This window comes from Zobellia russellii (assembly GCF_018728565.1).
Taxonomy (GTDB): Bacteria; Bacteroidota; Bacteroidia; order Flavobacteriales; family Flavobacteriaceae; genus Zobellia; species Zobellia russellii.
The window spans coordinates 1-20510 of record NZ_JACSOI010000005.1; the positions used below are offsets into that span (position 1 = coordinate 1).

A 20510-nucleotide genomic window follows, 5' to 3' on the forward strand; every position below is an offset into this window, starting at 1 on the left:
TAACTACTAACTACTAACTACTAACTACTAACTACTAACTACTAACTACTAACTACTAACTACTAACTACTAACTACCACCACACCACGAAAAATTTCTCGAATTCAGTATCCGTTTTTTTCATCCAGAGCATGGGGGCATTTTGGTTCAGGGTGCGCAGGTTAACGTCCATCAAAGTTTCAAAATGAGATGAATATCTTACATTTTTGTGTGGAGTAACGACCCATTCGGATTTGCTGGGTATATAGTATTTGTACTTTTTATAATCACCATTTTCAAAGTCCTCAAACCTTAACCAATAGCCGTAGATACAATCTCTATTTAGAGGAGTAATGTCTACATGGGCATTGGTATGAGGCATAAAGAGTTGGGCTTTGTAACAGGCTTGGTGCGTTATATCGTCATGGTTAATTTGATTTTCGGATAACGTTCTAATTCCATTTTCAGAGTGCAAAAGAGGAAACTGCTTGTCCCTGATTTTTTCCATTTTGGTAAAGAACATATCCCTACGGTTGGGACCTATTAACCGGTGTATGGGTTCTGATATGCTTGGGTCAATGATATAGAATTTATAAGTCAATTCAACATGTAGGAGTCTTTCCGTTTCTCTATGCTTTAGTATAAAATCAATTTCACCAATGGTACGGTTTTCCTCTTTTACAGCTTTGTTATGAAGAACAAGGTCATATGCGTTATTTCTGACGAGCAATTGAGTGAAAACATGCTCCATTTGGTGACCCAAACGTAATTTTTTTGAAATGGGTTTTGGCAGAAACCGTTTCATATGAAGCTCAGGGAACACAAACTGTTCTATACCAAATTGTTCACCTGTCCACAGTGGTGGTGTTTCTAAAAAGCCAAGACATTGTTCTTTTATCATCTTACACGAAGGTATGATCTCTTTGTGGGTTGTCAAAAAAATAATGCATCATTGTAAGACTATGTTAATAGCAGAGGCGAGCGTGTTTAAGTTCCCTAAAACTTCTTTATATTGTAGTTTCATTTCAACAACAACTCACAAAACAAACACAAATGAATTCCAACAGAAGAAACTTCCTAAAAAAAACGTCATTGGTAGGAGCTGGTATTGCCCTAACCCCAAATATTTCAAAAGCTAATTTTTTAGGAACGGAACGACCTTTTTCTGCACAATATATGGGAGGTTTTAAGGCTCCTAAATTGGATAAGGTACGTTTCGCGTTTATAGGTGTAGGGGCAAGAGGTTCAGGTCATGTGGCACAAATTGCCGCGATTGAAGGCACTGAAGTGGTTGCCATTTCAGATCTTTATGAAGATTGGGCCAAAAAATCTGCAGATGTCTGTAAAGAGGCAGGAAAGGGACAGCGACACAAAAAAGTAAAACTGTATACCAATGGTGAGAACGATTGGAAGAAAATGTTAGAAGAACAAAAACCGGACGCAGTTATTATAGCAACACCTTGGGGTTTGCATGCGCCAATGGCTATTGCAGCCATGAATGCCGGTAGTCACGCCTTTGTAGAAGTCCCATTGGCCTTGACTTTAAAAGAAATGTGGGATATAGTTGACACTTCCGAAAAGACAAAGAAGCATTGTATGATGATGGAGAATGTTAACTACGGTAGAGATGAGCTGTTGTATTTAAATATGTGTCGCGAAGGGGCTATAGGCGAACTTTTACACGGAGAGGCAGCTTATATTCACGAGTTACGTTTTCAAATGAACGAGGTAGACCGCGGTACGGGTTCTTGGAGAACACCACATTATGCACACAGAAACGGAAACCTTTACCCAACGCATGGTTTAGGGCCTGTGGCGCAATACATGAATATTGGGCGGACTGATGATAACTTTAAATTCATCAATGCTTTTTCATCGCCTGCCAAAGGAAGGCAATTATATGCTGAAAAGAACTTTCCTGTAGACCACAAATGGAATAAATTGGACTATAAGGGCGGTGATATCAATACGTCCATTATAAAAACGGATTTAGGTAGAACGATTATGGTGCAGTGGGATGAAACCAGTCCACGGCCATACACCCGCCATAACATGATTCAAGGAACAAAAGGTACTTTGGCAGGTTTCCCAACCCGTGTGGCCTTGGAAGGTGGGGTTGAAAGTGCTACGGAAGACCACCATCATTGGGCACAAGGTGATGCCTTGGCAAAAATCTATGAAAAATATGAACATCCTTTGTACAAGCGAGTAGGTGATCTCGCCACTAAAATGGGCGGTCACGGCGGAATGGACTTTATGATGTTGTTTCGTATTGTAGAGTGTTTAAGAAATGGAGAGCCTTTAGACCAGAATGTGTACGAGGGTTGCTTATGGAGTGCGGTTTCTCCTTTAAGCGAGACTTCCGTTGCTGCAAATGGCGCACCACAGGAATTCCCGGATTTCACCCGCGGTGCTTGGAAGACTACGGCACCATTAGGAATCATCAGTTAAAAAGACCATTTCTTTACAAAATAGCAAAACAGCAATGCTTTGTGAAAGGCAATAGCCTATAACCGTTAACATTTCCTAAAAAGGGAGGTGTTGACGGTTTTATTAACTAATTTTATAGTATGGCTATGAACACAAGAAAAGGGTTTCGGTTTTCAACCTATGAAGCACCGGAACAAACTCCCTTTGAAAAACTTTTTGATATTTTTCAGGAACTCATTACCCATACTTCGGGAGATTTTGATGAGGCCATTGATTGGTTGCGTGAACTGGATAAGGAGTATGAGCTAACAGATGATGAATATACGATTGATGATTTCATAGAGGAGTTAAAAGCAAAAGGATACATTCAAGAAGAATTTGACGATGATGCTGCAGGTGGAGAAGGAAAAGAAGGCGATGAAAACGGCGGAAAGGGAAATATTTCCATTACCGCTAAAATGGAACGCTTGATTCGCCAACGTGCGCTAGACCAGATTTTCGGTAAAATTAAACGTAGCGGCTCAGGTAACCACAAAACCGGAAAATCCGGTCAAGGAGATGAGCATACGGGTGATTTAAGAGAATACCGTTATGGTGATGGTTTAGAGCATATTTCAATGACGGAGAGCCTTAAAAATGCCCAGATCAACCATGGTATGGGTAGCTTCACTTTAAACGAAGATGATTTAGTAGTTGAGGATACGCAACACAAGGCACAGATGAGTACGGTGTTAATGATAGACATTAGTCATAGTATGATTTTGTACGGCGAGGACCGTATTACACCAGCTAAAAAAGTAGCGATGGCACTAGCGGAACTCATTACTACACGCTATCCAAAAGATACCTTGGATATTCTGGTTTTTGGTAACGATGCTTGGCCCATTCCTATAAAGGACCTTCCGTATCTAAAAGTTGGACCCTATCATACTAATACGGTAGCGGGACTTCAATTGGCAATGGATATGCTACGCCGGAAGCGGAATACCAACAAACAGATTTTTATGATTACGGACGGAAAGCCTAGTTGCTTGCGACTACCTGATGGAACATATTATAAGAATAGCGTAGGTCTGGATGACTATATTGTTGAGAAGTGCTATAATATGGCACGCCAGGCTAGAAAATTACATATTCCTATTACCACGTTTATGATAGCTCAAGATGCTTATTTAATGCAGTTTATTCGCCACTTTACAGAAGCGAACAAAGGCAAGGCATTTTTTACCGGGTTAAAAGGTTTGGGTGAAATGATTTTTGAAGATTACGAAGCGAATAGAAAAAAACGATTGAAATAAGATAGACCAATTCCTCTTCATTTCAGACGGACTTGATTTAGAAAGAAAAAGAGATTGCTATATATGAAATTAGATAACAAGAAAATAAAAACACTTGGCGAGTTAAAAGAAGCTGGCTATAAAGTAAAAAGTGTTAAGGACGAATTACGTGATAATCTTATTCAAAGAATAAAAAAAGGAGAAGAAACTTTTCCCGGTGTTTGGGGGTATGAAGATTCCGTTATTCCAGAGCTGGAGCGAGCTATTTTATCTAGGCATAATATAAATTTACTTGGTCTTAGGGGTCAAGCTAAAACACGTTTGGCCCACTTAATGGTAAGTCTTTTGGACGAGTATATCCCTGTGGTAGAAGGTTCGGAAATTAACGATGACCCGCTTAAGCCCATGTCTAGATATGCCATGGAATTGATAAAGGAAAAAGGGGATAATACCCCAATTATTTGGTTGCATAGAGATGCTCGTTTTGCTGAAAAACTAGCAACACCAGATGTTACCGTAGCCGATTTAATTGGTGATGTAGACCCCATAAAAGCGGCAAACCTGAAGTTATCCTATGCAGATGACAGGGTAATTCATTTTGGAATGATCCCACGGGCCAACAGGTGTATTTTTGTAATTAATGAACTACCGGATTTACAAGCTAGAATTCAAGTTTCACTTTTTAATATATTGGAGGAAGGAGATATACAGATTCGTGGGTTTAAATTGAGGCTGCCGTTGGATATTCAATTTGTGTTTACGGCAAACCCAGAAGACTATACCAATAGAGGAAGTATCGTTACCCCACTTAAGGATAGGATTGGCTCACAAATATTAACGCACTATCCGGATGATATTGAAACCGCTAGAAAAATTACAGAACAGGAGGCGAAATTAGACTCGCGCCAAACGGATTCAATTTATGTGCCGGACTTGGCCAAGGACCTTTTAGAGCAAATTATTTTTGAAGCAAGGGATAGCGAATACGTAGATGCGAAAAGTGGTGTAAGTGCACGAACCAGTATTACTGCGTTTGAAAATCTTTTAAGTACAGCGGAAAGAAGGGCCTTAGTAACCGATGCCGATAAAACCATGGTACGCTTGAGTGACTTTATGGGTATTATTCCGGCCATTACCGGTAAGATTGAATTGGTTTATGAGGGCGAGCAAGAAGGTGCTGATGGCGTTGCTGAAATTTTGATTGATGATGCGGTAAAAAGCCTGTTTCCAAAATACTTCCCGGCCATAAACAAGTTGGAAAGAAAGGGCGCAAAAACTCCTTATGATGATTTGTTGAGTTGGTTTTTTCAAGGAGAAGGTTTTGAACTTCTAGATGAATTTACAGATGAAGAATATAAAAGAACCTTAGATAGTATTCCTGAACTTAGCCAGTTGATAAAAGAACATCAACCTGATTTTCCTAAAGAAGATATGTACTTTTTAAAGGAATTGGTTTTATGGGGGTTAGTATCACATAAGAAACTTAGCAAAAACAGATTTGCGGAAGGATACCAATTCAAGGACCTTTACGGAAGTTATATAGACGGGTTGTAGAAATTCACAATCCTAATTAAAGAAAAAAGCCCCTTCATATTTTGAAGGGGCTTTTTCATTGTCATAAATTGTAGTTACTCAATTACCCAAATATCATTGTAATGAGTTCTACTTGAATCTTCTTTGTTAATATTCAATCCTCCGGAAATAAGTATTTTATTATCAAAAACTACAGAGGCATGTCCCATTCTTGGTTGGTATAAGTCATTGGTAGTTAGCTTATTCCATTCGCTACCGTTTTCGGAATACCAAACGTCTGCAAATGTGGTAAGCTCTTGCTCGGTAGTTTCTTCATTCGTTACCGCTTGCCAACCTCCAATAACCCACATTTTGTTGTCATAGATTAACGAGGAATGGTTGGCACGAATTTCAAATACAGATTCTGTAGTTACTTCTGTCCAGTTTACACCGTCTGTAGATGTGTAAATGTCATTGTAAAATAGTGGTGAAAAACCCTGTACGGCAGTTCCTCCCATAACATACATCTTATCATCAAACACTACGGTAGTATGGTCTGTACGTGGAGAAAATTGGGCATTTTCGGTAGCTTGTTCCCAAGTGGCTCCATCTTCGGAATACCACACGTCGTTCATTTGCTCAGAACCTTTGTTACCGCCAATTACCCAAAGCTTATCGTCATAAACAACTGTTGTATGTCCTTCTCTAGAACCGAATGCACCAACATTTTCGTTTCGCACCCAGTCTTTTCCGTTCGTAGAAGACCAAATATCACTAAAACCACCACCTATTATCCAAAATTTTTCTTTGAATACAATAGCAGTGTGATTGTTTTTGCTAAAAAAGTCAAAAGGATTTTCTACTTCTAACAACCAATTTTCACCATCAATAGAGGACCACACGTCCTTGAATCCAGAAGAGTCGTTTCCTCCACCGATCATCCAAAGTTTCCCGTTAAATTCATTAATGCTATGATTTCTTCTGGAACTAAACCCGGCATTAGCAGTCAAGGCCGATTCGGAAAAAGATAGACCTTTAGTACTAAAGCTAAAAGTTTGTGCGCTTTCCGTTGCGCCTCCGTTAGTATCACTAGCAACAACTTTCCAGTAGTAAACCTTATTTTTTTCTAAACCTTCAATAATATTAAATTCTGGAGTTATAAGGTTTTCCGCAAGAATACTTTGCGGTGTTTCTTCTTCGTCTAAAAGAAGAGTATATGTAATATTATCTCCATCAGAATCAATAGCTGCTGACCAAGAGAGTGTAGGGTTTAGGTCAACATCGGCCGTGCCATCTTCTAACATGGTTAGACTAAAAGAATCCGGAGCGGCATTTTCAGGTTGTTGTTCTTCTTCCTTGGTCTGTTCTTCCTCTGATTGTTCTGTTTCCTTTTCGGGGATTTCTAGTGGTAAATCATCATCGGAACAGGCATTCAGGGCGAATAAGGAGATGCCGATTAAAAAGAAATTTTTAAAAGTCATAATAGGGGTTTTTAAGTTCAATAACATAACTGTGGTGGTGTAGTAATATTGCAGTGGTTCAATGCGATTAGACCAAGTGTTCATTATTCTAGATTTAGGTCGTGTTTACAATCCAGAAAGTATTTTTTAAGGAGTTAAGTCATTGATATTTCTATTTAATAAAGGCGATAGTCTGTAAATAATTTGTTTGGTATGATTAAATGATTATATTTGGTAAACCAGTTTGGTAAACCAATTGAAAATTGCAGCTTAACACTGTGCATGCTCAACAATGTAAAGTATCCAATTGAACTACATCTCAACACATCTGAACAATGAAAACTAACCTGTTAATCATAAGTGCAGCGCTTTTATTCATCTCTTTTTCACAACCTCCAAAACAAGAAGGGGCTTATGTAAAAGATATCGTAGAACTCCATAAGGCAATAGGCAATGCAGGTCCTGGTGACGAAATTATCATGGCCAATGGAGATTGGAACAATGTTCAAATCCGTTTTGTGGGTTATGGAAAAGAAAATGGGCCAATTACCTTACGTGCCGAAACAGCGGGTAAAGTGGTTATTGGCGGAAAATCCGATTTAAAACTGGGCGGAGATTATCTCGTTGTTAGTGGTTTAAACTTTGTTAATGGTTCATCTCCTTCTGATGCGGTCATTGAATTTGCCATTAGTGAAGATACGGTGGCCAATCATTCTCGGGTTACAAATTCCGTGATTCTGGATTTTAATAAGTCCCAAAAAAACCAGACAGACCTCTGGGTTCTATTTAAAGGGAGACATAATGAGTTGGACCATTGTTATATAGCGGGTAAATCCAATAGAGGGCCTACTGTACGGATTGATCTTGCAGGAAATAATAGCATAAAGAATTACCATAAGATACACCATAACTATTTTGGGCCTAGACCTCCTAAGGGTGGTCCTAGTGCAGAAACCATACAGCTTGGCAATAGTTTTACCTCCATGGCGCCTAGTTATACCCTTGTTGAAAACAATTTTTTTGATAAATGTAATGGTGAAGTAGAGATTATTTCCAGTAAATCAAATTTTAACGAGTTCAGGAATAATGTCTTTTATAAAAGTGAAGGCTCATTGGTAACCAGACACGGGAACTACTGTATTGTTGATGGCAACTACTTTATAGGCGATGCGGATTCTGAGCAAATTGGGGGCGTACGTTTAATTGGTACGGGACATTGGGTAACGAATAATTACTTTTATAACCTAAAAGGTAAAACATTTAGGAGTCCACTTGCTGTAATGAACGGTATTCCAAAATCACCCCTTAACAGGTACATACAGGTAACCGATGTAGTAGTAGCTTATAATACTTGGGTAGATTGCGATTCACCATTGCAGTTTGGGGTAGGTTCCAATATTGATCAGAAAGATATTTTGCCTGCTTCTGAAATAAGGTCCGAGAGGCCTATTAGGACCATTGTTGCCAACAACCTTATTTATAATAGCACGGGGGATGAACAGCCGGTTGTGGCCCATGACTCATTAGATGGAATAAATTTTAAAAGCAATCTTATAGATAACCAAGGGGTTTCGTTCAAGAAAATTCCTGGTATTAAAACTAAAGATTTTACCGTTTCAGAATTAGAAAAAAACATATGGATTCCTAAAAGTGACTTAACCGATCCAGAACTTTATAATGGTTTTGAGTTCGATTTAATTACGACCGACCTTTTTGGTAATTCTAGAAAGGAGGTTAACTCGGTAGGAGCCGTAGTTAAAGCACCTGATCAAAAGCCAAATCTTATGGATGTATCTCAATATGGTCCAGATTGGTATCCAGCTAAATCTTCAAAAAAGGCTTTGCCTAAAACCTATTCCGTAAGTTCAACGGCCAAGTTGGTCAACGCCATTCAGAATGCGAAAAATGGAGACACTATAGTATTGACTTCCGCTAAGTACAAAGTAAAAACGTCTTTAAAGATTGATAAACGTCTCACGATAAAATCTACGGATACCAATAAGAAAGCGACTATCCATTTCAGGGGCGCACCGGAAACACCGGCATTTGAGATGAATCCTAAAGGCGAATTGACTCTGAAAGGAGTGGTTTTAAAAGGAACAAAAACTCAATATGCTTTCGCTAGTTTAAAGAATAATATGTCCAGTTTGTACAATCTAACTATAGTTGATTCCGAAATATCTGATTTTGACTTTGTTTTAAAGGCCTACAAACATTCTTTCTCGGAGTATATTCAACTAAAATCTACGACAATCAAAAATTGTAATAACGGTTTGGAACTGTCCGAGGAAACGGATGATAAAGGTGAATACAGTGCAGAGAATATTGTTATTGCCAATTGCACATTTAAAGGAGTGGATAAAAATGTAGTGGACTATTACAGAGGAGGATATGATGAATCTACTGTTGGGGGTAACCTTGTAGTCACCAATAGCAGTTTTACTCAATGTGGAGCCAAAGAAGAAGATGGAATTTTATTGAATACTTACGGTATTATAAATGTGGAAATTTCAGGGAATACATTTGCAGATAACCCGGTAAAGTTTGTTGCCCGCTTGTGGGGCGCCAAAAACAATACCCATTCCAACAACGATATTAAAAATTCAGGAGAGCTGATTGTAGAAGAAAACCTTCCGCTTAAACTCATGTATTAATAAATCTCAATTAGAAAAATATCAATTCATAAATGAAAAAATCAGTAATTACGGCATTCATTGTTTTGGCGCTGATCGGGTGTAAAAACAACTCCAAGTCTACCTCTTCAAATAGTTTGGAGCCCACAGTTTCAACTGAAAATAAAATAAAATACCCGAGTGATGTAATACCGTTTATGGAAGAATGGAAAATTCTTTTAGGTGATGGCACTCGCTCCGAAGAACTTTTAAATTTTGAAAAAAAAAATTTTTTCTATGTTGAGAATGAAGGTGTAACGGATTGGGTAGTCTATAAAACCCCAAACTCTGGGGTAACTTCACGCACATCTAGCAATACACGAACTGAATTGGGACAAAAGAAACACTGGATTCCCGAGACAGGAGGTAAACTAACCGGAACGCTTAAAGTGCAACATGTTTCTACTTCAGGAGACGCTAGGGTTGCTGCGTCTTACTCCGTAGTAGTGGGGCAGATTCATAGTGATGAGGGTCATGAGAACGAGCCTATCAAAATCTTTTATAAGAAATTTCCGGGGCATACCAAGGGGTCCGTTTTTTGGAACTATGAAATAAATACCAAAGGAGATAATTCAAAACGATGGGATTATTCTACGGCCGTTTGGGGTAATGATATGTCCGTTGTTGGAGCTACGGCTACTTCATATCCAGAGGAGCCAAAAGACGGTATTGCACTGGGCGAAGAATTCAGTTATGAAATAAATGTCTACAAAGGTATAATGTACCTTACTTTTTCCAGTGATGGACATGAGACGGTAAAATTCACGAAAAACTTATTGGAATCCGATTTTACTAAAAAATCTGATATTCCCGAACAAATAAGAACGTTGTACGCGTCTATTGGTAGGGACGGAGTAGAGCGCGAAAATGCCTATGCCGGAGAAATACAGTATTTCAAACAAGGTGCTTACAACCAAACTAATGGTAAAAAACCTGAAGACAACATGGTTTGGAGTACCGGTTCGGAAACTTATGGAGGTGATATTGCCAAACAATATGAAAACGGCTGTTATGCAGAGGTTTGGTTTAAGGAAGCAACTGTGGGAGCAGGAACACCTCCACAAAAAGAATAAATGGTAAAGCGGCAAAGTAAATTTTAAAACTCAGCTTAGACCGAAAAATAGAAGTAAAATCAAATCACAAGAAATGAATACAAAAAAAACAGTCTCTCTAACAACGTTTTTAGTCTTTAGTTTTTTTCTAATACTTAGCGGTTGTAAAACAGAAACAAAAAAGAAGGACACTGAAGGTGCACCTGATACGGGTAAAACGGAAGAAACAAAGACAGTTTACGCAAGTAATGTGATTCCATTTTTTGATGATTGGAAATTGATTTTGGGCAATGGTTCAAATGTGGGACATGCCAACAACTTTGAGAATAAGGATTTCTTCTTTACTACAAATGATGGCACCAATGAATGGGTGGTTTTTAAAACACCCAATGGGGGCAATACCCATGGAACTTCAAACAATACCAGAACGGAATTGGCGCAAGTAAAAAAGTGGTATCCTAAAACTGCAAATGATAAGTTGACAGCAACTTTAAAAGTAATGAATGTCTCTGCTACCGGTGATGCTAGAGTAGCGGCCACCCATGCTGTTGTGGTAGGTCAAATTCATAGTGCCGATGCACATGAAAACGAACCGCTCAAAATATTCTATAAGAAATTCCCAGGCCATACAAAAGGTTCTGTCTTTTGGCATTATGAAATAAATACGGCTGGAGAAGACAATTCAACTAGGTGGGATTATTCAACTGCCGTTTGGGGCAATGATTTTTCCGTTGTGGGCACGGATGCAAACACTTATCCTGAAGAACCTAAGGAGGGTATTGCTTTGGGAGAGGAGTTTAGCTATGAAGTTGAAGTTTTTAACGGTATCATGAACTTAACCTTTACGAGTGAGGGCCATGAAACCAAAACATTTACCAAAAATTTAATCGAATCCGAATATACAACCACTGCGGATATACCGGAGCAAACTCAAAAATTATTTGTGCCAATTGGCCAAGATGGGGTGGAACGTAAAGAAGCGTATACAGGCGAAGGTTGTTTCTTTAAACTAGGCGCTTACAATCAGACTAATGGAAAGTCTCCCGAGGTGAACAAAAACTGGTGTTCTGGAGCAGAAACTCATGGTGGTGATGTCCAAAAACAATATGCGGACGGTAACTATGCAGAGGTGTGGTTTAAAACTGCAAGTATAACTGTAAGTGACAATGCTGTTTCTAACGAAGGCTACTTTACCAAAAATGATAAAATCAAATAGTAAAAAATAGAATGGGGAAGAATACAAAATTAACCGGTAAGAATGTGCTGATAACCGCTGGTGCACAAGGAATAGGAGAATCCATAACCCAACACTTTATTGATAGTGGTGCCAATGTTGCCATTCATTATTTTTCTAGTGCTGATACCGCCAATCAGTTGGTTGAATACGCAACTGCGAAGGGCCAAAAAGCAGTGGCTATATCAGGTGATTTAACTAAGGAGGCCGATGCAAATACTCTTGTAGAGAAAACGGTAGAAGTACTTGGCGGTCTTGATATATTGGTCAATAATGCCGGCTCGCTTGTAGCACGTAAAATGCTGGGTGAAATGGAGGCCGAATTTTGGAACAAGGTAATGGATATTAACCTTACGTCTATGATGTTCGTAACGAGGGCTGCAGCACCATATCTTGCAAAAAACGATAATAGCAGCATTGTTAATTTGGCTTCGCTCGCAGGACGAAAAGGAGGGCATCCGGGATCATTGGTCTATTCAACAAGTAAGGGAGCAATTTTAACTTTTACCCGTGCATTATCTTCGGAATTAGGCCCACAAGGCATTCGGGTCAATGCGGTGGCTCCTGGGCTTATTTTAGGAACTTCCTTTCACAATACCCATACGACCAAAGAGTCGGCAGCAGAAACCGTTGCCGGTATTCCAATTCAACGCGCCGGTAATGCCGCTGATGTAGCACGGGCGGTTACCTATCTGGCATCTGAGTACGATGGTTTTATAACTGGAGCAACACTGGATATTAATGGAGGGGTATACAATATGTAGGCCTTATTAACTACAAATTATGTATTCATAAAAGCAATTTCTTGAGCATTAGGGGTTTTTGACCACTTTGCTCAAGAAATTGCAATATGAATTTTGGATAATAAGTTTAATGTTAAATCTGATAAGCAGGAAGGTTGAAGATAAAAGAACTTCCTTCTTTTGGTTTACTTAAAACGGTGATGGTAGTATCATGTAGATCCATGATTTTTTTAACGATTGCCAAACCAAGTCCATATCCCTGCTTTTTGGCGCTTTTGTCTACCTGTTTGTAACGGTCAAATATAAAAGGCTGCTCGTTTACGGCAATTCCTGTACCAGTATCCGTAATATTTATCTCTACGTTTTTTCCTTTCTTTTGAAGTGATAAAGTTACTTTACCATTGGCTTCAGTATACTTTAAGGCATTTTCTATTAAGTTCTGAAGTGCCCTTTCTACAAGGCTTACATCAGCATAGACCATACAATTTTCTTCCGGATTGTCTAGCTGAAGGTCTATCTGTTTCTTTTCGGCCAAAACCTTGAACTTGGCTATCAGGTCATGGGAAAGTTCCGTAATGGAGAAGGGTTCTTTAACGGGAGTGACTTGCTCGGCTTCTAATTTAGAATACTCAAAAAGTTGGTTGATTAAGTTGGACAATTTATCTACGTTGTCATGCGTAATCTGCAGGTATTCTTGTTTTTGTTCCTCGGTTAAGGTTTCGTTTTTAATCTGTAGGGTTTCAATATACCCTTTTAGAATTGCCAAAGGTGTTCTAAGGTCATGGGAAACATTGGCAATCAACTCCCTGCGCAATAAATCAACGGACTGCATTTTATCCATATTCCCAACAATACTATCTGCCATTTCATTAAATGATTTTGCAAAGACTTCAATATCTGAATTTTCAGGATTGGCAATTCTTGCCTGTAAATCTCCGTCATGGAACTTCCTGACCGTCTTTGTAATCAGGCGTAAATTCTTAGTTAAGAACCAAATGGCCAAAAGACCAATTATGAGCGAAAAAAGCATGGTGAGTATGGTAGCGCCAATGCCTAATTTAGTAAAATATTGACTCAAAAGGTTGTCGCTAACTTCCTGGAATTTTTTCCCGGCAAGTACAATATAGATATAGCCGTTCCTACCGTCTACGGAGTAGGGAGCTACGGAGAATATTTTTTTCTCTCCAGAATTCCTCGGGTCATCACCAAGTACAAAACGCTCTCCATTATTTTTAATGAAAAACTCTATTGGGGCCAATGAAACACTCTTTATAGAACTTTTGTCTCCATGATCCAAAACCACGGAATACAGAACTTCGCCAGTTTCATTTAGCAGATAAACCTCAATGCCTTGGTTTACGGCCATCATGTCATGCATTAAGTCACCAAAAAGAGGTTTGTTAACGCTGCCATCTTCAAGAAACGGGGATGCGTCCTGAAATTTTTCGGCAATTACATGATGCGCAACATCTGCGTTAAGACGTTGTGTTGTTTCTTGGCTGTATTTATTGGCAAAGTAACCGGTAATGAATATGTAGGATGCCCCCATGAGTAATACAAGTAGGACAAAGGCCAACCAAAGTTTCTTAATCAGCTTGGGAGTCAAGGTTTTTTCTTTTTGGCTCATAATGAGATGTCTTCGTTAAATTTATAGCCTACGCCCCAAGTCGTAAGAATATAGGTAGGATTTGCCATATCTGATTCGATTTTGGCACGTAAACGGTTAATATGAGAATTCACCGTGTGTTCATAGCCCTCAAAGTTATAGCCCCAGATCATATTCAACAGTTCTGTCCTGGAATAGTTCCGTCCTGGGTTGGATGCCATAAGAACCAAAAGCTCAAATTCCTTGGGAGAGAGTTCAATTTTCTTGTCTTTCAACAGTACTTTTCTCTTATCGATATCTATAAAAAGGCCTTCGTACCCAATAGTTGCCGTATTCTCATCTTTAACCTGTTGTGCATTTGTACGCCGCATAACCGCTTTAATTCGCGCTAGCAACTCTCGTATACTAAATGGCTTTGTAATATAGTCATCAGCACCTATCTCTAGACCAAGTACACGGTCTATTTCTTCGGACTTGGCAGTAAGCATAATAACCGGAGTATTTTTTTCTGCTCTTAGTTTTTTACAAATCTCAACACCGTCCATGCTCGGGAGCGTAAGGTCCAGAAGTATTAGGTCATAATCATGGTTTAGGGCCATTAATAATCCTTGGGCACCATCCATGGCCTTGGAAGTCTTATAAATGAGATCGGTAAGGTGTATCTCTAACAACTTGATGATTTCTGGATCATCTTCTATAATCAATATTTCTTTCATAATTGAGTACGAATGAAGTTAAAAAGTATCACACAGTTATCACAGGATGTTTAAAATAGATAAATGGTAAGGAAAAGTCCATAATCGTCCTTACAATCCTAGTATTATTGATAACCTGAAGGTTAAGTCGTAAAAGTTCACAAAAGTATCACGGAATTAGAGAAAAAGTTTAGCATTTTGTGATTTCTCACATCAATATAACAATTAGTTTGGATACGAATTAAAAACACGTAATTATGGAAAGAAAATTACTTTTTTGTTTGAATGCGAACAACAGACCACGGGCATTGTCTTGGTCTGCACTTTTGCTAACGTTAGCAACTTTGTTGGTTGCACCTAATGTTTTAGCGAATGATATAGATACAGCATCTTATGGGGGAACAATTAGTGGAGGCCCGTTTGAATTCTGTGTAGGAGATGATTATCCGGACCATGTTTCTGGAGTTACGGTTAGCGAGAATAGTGGAGAAAATTCACAATGGGTAGTTACCGATGAAGCTGGGAAAATACTAGGACTTCCACCTAATCCCGAAGCTGTTAACTTTGATGGAGCTGGTGCCGGTACTTGTTTTATTTGGCATTTAAGTTATATGGATGGATTAAAAGGCCTGGAGGGCGGAATGAATGTTTCCGGTTTAGAGGGCGATTATGATTTTTCCAATTCTATAGCGGTGTACCGAAATCAACCGGATGCAGGCACCTTAACGGGCGGACCCTTTGAGTTCTATGTGGACGGTACCCCTGACATGGTCAGCGGAATAGCGGTCACGGGCAAGCGCTCGGGTAAGAACAGTACGTTCGTTATCACGGACGAGGAAGGCAAGATACTCGGCATCCCACCCTCATTGAAAGCAGTGGAAGGAGTGGACTTCGATGGAGCGGGAGCGGGCACCTGTTACATCTGGCACTTGCGTTACGAGGACGGACTGCAAGGTGCGGAAATGGGACTCAACGCCAATGACCTTGTTGGGTGCTACGACCTATCCAACCCTATTGAAGTGGTGCGTAAGGAGAAAACGATGGTAGAAGCAGGGGAGCTTTCCGGGGGTCCTTTCTATTTCTGTGTAGACGGCACGGAGGACATGGTCTCAGGAATTACCTTGGGCGGCGATGCCATGGGAAGCAACAGTTCGTTCGTAATTACGGACGATACGGGCAAGATATTGGGACTTCCGCCAACACTGGAAGCAGTTGAAGGCGTAAACTTTGACGGTGCCGGGGCGGGTACCTGTTATATCTGGTACCTGAGATATGAGGACGGACTTAAAGGCGCCGAAATGGGTATGAACGCGCACGAGCTGAAAGGTAACTTTGACCTGTCCAACCCAATTAAAGTAGTGCGCACGGAAACGGATGCAGGCACCTTAACGGGCGGACCTTTCGAGTTCTATGTGGACGGTACCCCTGATATGGTCAGCGGAATAGCGGTCACGGGCAAGCGCTCGGGCAAGAACAGTACGTTCGTTATCACGGACGAGGAAGGCAAGATACTCGGCATCCCACCCTCATTGAAAGCCGTGGAAGGAGTGGATTTCGATGGAGCGGGAGCGGGCACCTGTTACATCTGGCATTTGCGCTACGAGGACGGACTGCAAGGTGCGGAAATGGGACTCAACGCCAATGACCTTGTTGGGTGCTACGACCTATCCAACCCTATTGAAGTGGTGCGTAAGGAGAAAACGATGGTAAAAGCAGGGGAGCTTTCCGGGGGTCCTTTCTATTTCTGTGTAGACGGCACGGAGGATATGGTCTCGGGAATTACCCTGGGCGGCGATGCCATGGGAAGCAACAGTTCGTTCGTAATTACGGACGATTCGGGCAAGATATTGGGACTTCCGCCAACACTGGAAGCTGTTGAAGGCGTAAACTTTGACGGTGCCGGGGCGGGTACCTGTTATATCTGGTACCTGAGATATGAGGACGGACTTGAAGGTGCCGAAATGGGTATGAACGCGCACGAGCTGAAAGGCAACTTTGACCTGTCCAACCCCATTAAAGTAGTACGAATGGAAACGGATGCAGGCACCTTAACTGGCGGACCTTTTGAGTTCTATGTGGACGGTACCCCCGACATGGTCAGCGGGATAGCGGTCACGGGCAAGCGCTCGGGCAAGAACAGTACGTTCGTTATCACGGACGAGGAAGGCAAGATACTCGGTATCCCACCCTCATTGAAAGCCGTGGAAGGAGTGGATTTCGATGGAGCGGGAGCGGGCACCTGTTATATCTGGCATTTGCGCTACGAGGACGGACTGCAAGGTGCAGAAATGGGACTTAACGCCAATGACCTTGTTGGGTGCTACGACCTATCCAATCCTATTGAAGTGGTGCGTAAGGAGGCTCCAATAGTTGAAACAACATCAAAAGCATACCCTATTCCTGCCTTAGATGTATTGAATGTTTCGTTACCGGATTTTACTTCTAGAAGCGTAGATGTTTCATTGTTCGATACGGCGGGAAACCCTGTTAAAAGAGGAGTAAGTCAAGTAGAGGATAAGAAAATAGCTTTTAATGTGCAATCGGTGCCGGGAGGTTTATACCTTCTACGAATTAGCCAGCCAAATGGTAAGACGTTTACAAAGAAGATTGTAATCAAATAACCATTATGATTGCCATTAAATTTTGAACACTTTAGAACTGTTCAGAAAAAAGAAACCCCGTTGAAAAACGGGGTTTTGTGTTTTTATAAAAATAGTTTGGTAGTTATTCCCAAGAATCTATGTGTTGGTTCATATCGTCAAAAACGTATGGCCCCACCATATCCCTACGGTATTTAATAGCAAGTAAGGTAAGACCTAATAATAGTACGTGTAATAAGAAAATCAATATTCCAACCGGAAAAAAACTTGCAGGAATAATATGGTTCTCAAAATCAGAATAACTGGTAAGAATATACAAAGATTCAAAAGTCTTAAAAACGTATACGGCAAAAACAACATACAAAATGTATTCTATATTTCTCATTTGAGGGTCGGTCAGCTCGTCTTCTTTAATTTTAAACCACAGCACGTATAAAAAAGTAATGTGGGATAACGTCAACAACGGAAAAATGTAGTTATTGGGTTTAAAGAGGTGAAAAGTGTTGGTGTATAGGCCGTAAAAACTAAATATAATCAAGGCAGCTATAACGGCAATAGAAATGTGAATTGTTCTTTTCCAGGGGAATATTCTTAAAATGAACTTCATAAAAAGTTGTTTTCCAGAGGTTGGGGGTTAAAAATAGGAGACTAAAAAACGTCTTTTTTCCTACTTTATTCAAAAAAATCGTTAAAACGCAGCATGCTTTGTTCATCTCATTAAAAACAACAGTTTTCAATTAAGCATTAAGGAGTTAGAACCTGTAACTTACGAATGCTGTTCTAACGTAATTAACTCTTGCTTACAATATTATGAAATCCACCCTTTAGAAGCACTAGATTTTGCAAATAAATAAAGTGCGATACTTACAACAATAATCATTATTGGTAGGTATATGGCACTAGGCCCGTAAACTTCAAAAGTATTGCTCAAGAAAAACTGATACACATTTTGAGCCAGCACGCCAATTAACGAGAGTAGCAGAAAAGTTTTTGCCCATTTTTTTCGTAGCAATAGAGCTATACATCCTAGTGCACCCGCCCAAACGGCAATGGCATAAGCAGACGTAACCCATATGGGCCTTGACTCATAAAGTAGTCTTTGGTCTTGTGTTAGTTTTCCTAAGTCTTCTACACTCATAAATGCTTCCATTAAATAGGCGGAGACGCCCATTAGGTTCCACAAAAGAGCAATTACGCTGATTATCCAAAACCACGCCGGTGGTCTAATTTCTGCATTTAAAGTCATTTTTGTTGGTTTTAAAAGGTTGTTCATTACAAAATACAAAAAAAATAGTAGCTTGGTCTTAAAGAGAAAATTGCATGCAAGTTGCCCGTTATTGTTATTTGGTACGTCTACAATATTTAGGTTTCCGCTATAGCGGATGGCAAAAACAACCTGGTCAAAAAACAATAGAGGCCATGTTGACCAAAACCTTAAAGTTTGTATTACCTGCGCAAAAGTTTAAAATTTTAGGAGCTGGCCGTACGGATGCTAAAGTTTCGGCGCTGTCTATGGTCTTTGAGTTGTTCATAGAGGATGAGCCAATAGCTCATAAGGATGAGTTTTTGGAAATCTTTAATAGAAACCTACCACCGGACCTCAGGGTAATGTCCATTACGGAAACGGAGAGCTCCTTTAATATAATTCAGGATGCCAAAGTAAAGGAGTATGTGTACCTTTTTTCCCATGGGGAAAAAAACCACCCTTTCTGCGCTCCATTTTTGGCTAATATCTTGGATAAGTTGGATATTGATATAATGAAAAAGGGCGCGAAATTATTTGAAGGAAGTCACAATTTTAAAGTGTATACGGCAAGACTTCAGGAAAACACAAAAACCGAACGTACCATAATTTCTTGTGAGTTAAAAGAAAATGAACTGTTACAAGCCAATTTTTTTCCTGCCCAGAGCTATGCACTGCATGTAAAAGGAAAAGGCTTTATGCGTTACCAAATCCGTATGATGATGGGGGCGCTAATTCAGTTAGGTAGAGGGGATTTATCCCTAGCGGATATAAAAGATTCATTGCAACCGGATAGCGGAATAAAACTTACGTATGTAGCACCGGGTTCGGGGCTGCTTTTGCACGATTTGCATTTTTCAAATCAGGAAATCTAGTTGTACGCTTCTTAGTATATTTATAAAAATTAATCCGTTCATGGCGAAACGAAAAAGGTCAGGGAAAATACTTCCCAAGAAAACATCAAAATTTCAAAAGAAAATGGGCAAGGCTCCAGGAACTATTACCTATATGGGGCGTAGGGAAGGAGGAACCAGCGAAGTTAACATTTTGGAATACAATGAAAACGTCTATAATGAACATATTCCCGGAGATATTGATGCCATTGTAGCACAGAAAGAATTACCGGAAATTTCATGGATAGATATTGTAGGTATTAGTGACGAAGCATTTATTGATAGAGTAGGTAAACGTTTTGGGCTCAACCCCTTGGTTCTTGAGGATATTGTAAACACCCACCAGCGACCCAAAATAGATGAATATGAAAATTACATCTTTGGGGTGTTCAAAATGCTTTATATCAATGACGAAAATCAAATTGTCTATGAACACGTTGCCATGGTGCTTTTGGACAATTGCGTTCTTGTTTTTCAAGAAATGCAAGACGATGTATTCAAAGGAGTGCGCCAGCGTATTACCAATAAGTCCGGAAGAATTAGAACGCGAGGAGCAGATTATCTATTCTTTGCACTTTTAGATGCCATAGTAGATAACTATTTTGTGGTTTTGGAGCACATGAACCACAGAATAGAGAGTTTAGAAGAAATCGTATACGATAATCCTACGCCTGAAATAGCTCACGAAATCCAACAAATAAAGAAAGAAGTGCTAAAAATAAGGCGATGGATCTTTCCTGTAAAAGAATTGGTCAGTAGGTTGATCGATACTGAAAATCCTTTGATTACAAAAGATACAAAAGTATTCTTAAGGGATGCTTTGGACCATTCCTTAGAAATAAACGAGAGCATTCAGATTTATCGTGAGATGTCTATGAGCCTTATGGAAATGTACATGAGCAACATGAGCAATAAAATGAACGAAGTTATGAAGGTTCTAACCATTATGGCTTCAATCTTCATTCCATTAACGTTCATTGCCGGTATTTATGGGATGAACTTTGACCATATGCCAGAACTACACTATAAAAACGGATATTACTACGTTTGGGGAGTTATGATTGTCCTCTTTATTGGTATGATGGTTTATTTTAAAAGGAAAAATTGGTTGTGA

General features: G+C 39.7%; 16 protein-coding genes. 10 read left to right on the forward strand and 6 right to left on the reverse strand.

Going from position 1 to position 20510, the window contains the following annotated elements; translation table 11 throughout:
• Window positions 1–73: 73 nt before the first annotated feature.
• Window positions 74–880 (reverse strand): DUF1853 family protein, encoded by an 807-nt coding sequence (locus H9565_RS12660; RefSeq protein WP_215440215.1) that lies wholly within the window; start codon window positions 878–880, stop codon window positions 74–76.
• A 152-nt stretch (window positions 881–1032) separates the two neighbouring features.
• Here H9565_RS12660 and H9565_RS12665 point away from each other — a divergent pair, with 152 nt between their 5' ends.
• From H9565_RS12665 to H9565_RS12675, 3 genes are all read left to right on the forward strand, one after another.
• Window positions 1033–2430 carry a Gfo/Idh/MocA family protein gene (locus H9565_RS12665; protein ID WP_215440217.1) on the forward strand — a complete coding sequence of 466 codons (1398 nt, stop codon included), beginning with the start codon at window positions 1033–1035 and terminating at the stop codon, window positions 2428–2430.
• 119 nt (window positions 2431–2549) lie between these two features.
• The gene (locus H9565_RS12670) at window positions 2550–3707 is read left to right on the forward strand and encodes a vWA domain-containing protein (RefSeq protein ID WP_215440219.1); all 1158 of its coding nucleotides are present in this window, start codon (window positions 2550–2552) and stop codon (window positions 3705–3707) included.
• 63 nt (window positions 3708–3770) lie between these two features.
• On the forward strand, window positions 3771–5240 hold the full coding sequence (locus H9565_RS12675; protein ID WP_215440221.1) for an AAA family ATPase: 1470 nt from the start codon (window positions 3771–3773) through the stop codon (window positions 5238–5240).
• 74 nt (window positions 5241–5314) lie between these two features.
• Here the strand turns inward: H9565_RS12675 and H9565_RS12680 are convergent, their stop codons facing one another.
• Window positions 5315–6679, reverse strand: a complete 1365-nt coding sequence (locus H9565_RS12680; RefSeq protein ID WP_215440223.1) for a Kelch repeat-containing protein — start codon at window positions 6677–6679, stop codon at window positions 5315–5317.
• A gap of 314 nt (window positions 6680–6993) precedes the next feature.
• Here H9565_RS12680 and H9565_RS12685 point away from each other — a divergent pair, with 314 nt between their 5' ends.
• The 4 genes from H9565_RS12685 (at window position 6994) to H9565_RS12700 (ending at window position 12380) form a co-directional block, all read left to right on the forward strand.
• Window positions 6994–9312: a chondroitinase-B domain-containing protein gene (locus tag H9565_RS12685; protein WP_215440225.1), complete on the forward strand. Its 2319-nt coding sequence runs from the start codon at window positions 6994–6996 to the stop codon at window positions 9310–9312.
• Window positions 9313–9344: 32 nt separating this feature from the next.
• On the forward strand, window positions 9345–10403 hold the full coding sequence (locus H9565_RS12690; protein WP_215440227.1) for a polysaccharide lyase family 7 protein: 1059 nt from the start codon (window positions 9345–9347) through the stop codon (window positions 10401–10403).
• A gap of 73 nt (window positions 10404–10476) precedes the next feature.
• Window positions 10477–11598 (forward strand): polysaccharide lyase family 7 protein, encoded by a 1122-nt coding sequence (locus H9565_RS12695; RefSeq protein ID WP_215440229.1) that lies wholly within the window; start codon window positions 10477–10479, stop codon window positions 11596–11598.
• A gap of 11 nt (window positions 11599–11609) precedes the next feature.
• Window positions 11610–12380 (forward strand): SDR family NAD(P)-dependent oxidoreductase, encoded by a 771-nt coding sequence (locus H9565_RS12700; RefSeq protein ID WP_215440231.1) that lies wholly within the window; start codon window positions 11610–11612, stop codon window positions 12378–12380.
• Between the two features lie 112 nt (window positions 12381–12492).
• Here H9565_RS12700 and H9565_RS12705 read toward each other — a convergent pair whose 3' ends face one another.
• Complete coding sequence (locus H9565_RS12705; protein ID WP_215440233.1) at window positions 12493–13986, reverse strand: sensor histidine kinase; 1494 nt, start codon at window positions 13984–13986, stop codon at window positions 12493–12495.
• Window positions 13983–14681 carry a response regulator transcription factor gene (locus tag H9565_RS12710; RefSeq protein ID WP_215440235.1) on the reverse strand — a complete coding sequence of 233 codons (699 nt, stop codon included), beginning with the start codon at window positions 14679–14681 and terminating at the stop codon, window positions 13983–13985. The genes H9565_RS12705 and H9565_RS12710 overlap by 4 nt, the downstream gene beginning before the upstream one ends.
• 236 nt (window positions 14682–14917) lie before the next feature.
• Between H9565_RS12710 and H9565_RS12715 the strand changes: the two genes are divergently transcribed.
• Window positions 14918–17281 (forward strand): T9SS type A sorting domain-containing protein, encoded by a 2364-nt coding sequence (locus tag H9565_RS12715; protein WP_215440237.1) that lies wholly within the window; start codon window positions 14918–14920, stop codon window positions 17279–17281.
• A gap of 103 nt (window positions 17282–17384) precedes the next feature.
• Here H9565_RS12715 and H9565_RS12720 read toward each other — a convergent pair whose 3' ends face one another.
• Together H9565_RS12720 and H9565_RS12725 are read right to left on the reverse strand one after the other, a co-directional pair.
• Window positions 17385–17867 carry a hypothetical protein gene (locus H9565_RS12720; protein ID WP_215440239.1) on the reverse strand — a complete coding sequence of 161 codons (483 nt, stop codon included), beginning with the start codon at window positions 17865–17867 and terminating at the stop codon, window positions 17385–17387.
• A 201-nt stretch (window positions 17868–18068) separates the two neighbouring features.
• Complete coding sequence (locus tag H9565_RS12725) at window positions 18069–18506, reverse strand: hypothetical protein (protein WP_215440241.1); 438 nt, start codon at window positions 18504–18506, stop codon at window positions 18069–18071.
• A gap of 74 nt (window positions 18507–18580) precedes the next feature.
• Between H9565_RS12725 and H9565_RS12730 the strand changes: the two genes are divergently transcribed.
• Both H9565_RS12730 and corA read left to right on the forward strand, forming a co-directional pair.
• Entirely contained in the window at window positions 18581–19378 is a 798-nt protein-coding gene (locus H9565_RS12730; RefSeq protein WP_215440243.1) for a tRNA pseudouridine synthase A, read from the forward strand.
• Between the two features lie 40 nt (window positions 19379–19418).
• Window positions 19419–20510, forward strand: coding sequence for a magnesium/cobalt transporter CorA (gene corA / locus H9565_RS12735; protein ID WP_215440245.1), 1092 nt, complete (start codon window positions 19419–19421; stop codon window positions 20508–20510).

Coding starts and splice junctions, on each gene's coding strand:
- H9565_RS12685 (WP_215440225.1), top strand. CDS start 6,994: ATGAAAACTAACCTGTTAATCATAAGTGCAGCGCTTTTATTCATCTCT.
- corA (WP_215440245.1), top strand. CDS start 19,419: ATGGCGAAACGAAAAAGGTCAGGGAAAATACTTCCCAAGAAAACATCA.
- H9565_RS12680 (WP_215440223.1), bottom strand. CDS start 6,679: ATGACTTTTAAAAATTTCTTTTTAATCGGCATCTCCTTATTCGCCCTG.
- H9565_RS12725 (WP_215440241.1), bottom strand. CDS start 18,506: ATGACTTTAAATGCAGAAATTAGACCACCGGCGTGGTTTTGGATAATC.
- H9565_RS12710 (WP_215440235.1), bottom strand. CDS start 14,681: ATGAAAGAAATATTGATTATAGAAGATGATCCAGAAATCATCAAGTTG.
- H9565_RS12660 (WP_215440215.1), bottom strand. CDS start 880: ATGATAAAAGAACAATGTCTTGGCTTTTTAGAAACACCACCACTGTGG.
- H9565_RS12695 (WP_215440229.1), top strand. CDS start 10,477: ATGAATACAAAAAAAACAGTCTCTCTAACAACGTTTTTAGTCTTTAGT.
- H9565_RS12690 (WP_215440227.1), top strand. CDS start 9,345: ATGAAAAAATCAGTAATTACGGCATTCATTGTTTTGGCGCTGATCGGG.
- H9565_RS12715 (WP_215440237.1), top strand. CDS start 14,918: ATGGAAAGAAAATTACTTTTTTGTTTGAATGCGAACAACAGACCACGG.
- H9565_RS12700 (WP_215440231.1), top strand. CDS start 11,610: ATGGGGAAGAATACAAAATTAACCGGTAAGAATGTGCTGATAACCGCT.
- H9565_RS12675 (WP_215440221.1), top strand. CDS start 3,771: ATGAAATTAGATAACAAGAAAATAAAAACACTTGGCGAGTTAAAAGAA.
- H9565_RS12705 (WP_215440233.1), bottom strand. CDS start 13,986: ATGAGCCAAAAAGAAAAAACCTTGACTCCCAAGCTGATTAAGAAACTT.
- H9565_RS12720 (WP_215440239.1), bottom strand. CDS start 17,867: ATGAAGTTCATTTTAAGAATATTCCCCTGGAAAAGAACAATTCACATT.
- H9565_RS12670 (WP_215440219.1), top strand. CDS start 2,550: ATGGCTATGAACACAAGAAAAGGGTTTCGGTTTTCAACCTATGAAGCA.
- H9565_RS12665 (WP_215440217.1), top strand. CDS start 1,033: ATGAATTCCAACAGAAGAAACTTCCTAAAAAAAACGTCATTGGTAGGA.
- H9565_RS12730 (WP_215440243.1), top strand. CDS start 18,581: ATGCAAGTTGCCCGTTATTGTTATTTGGTACGTCTACAATATTTAGGT.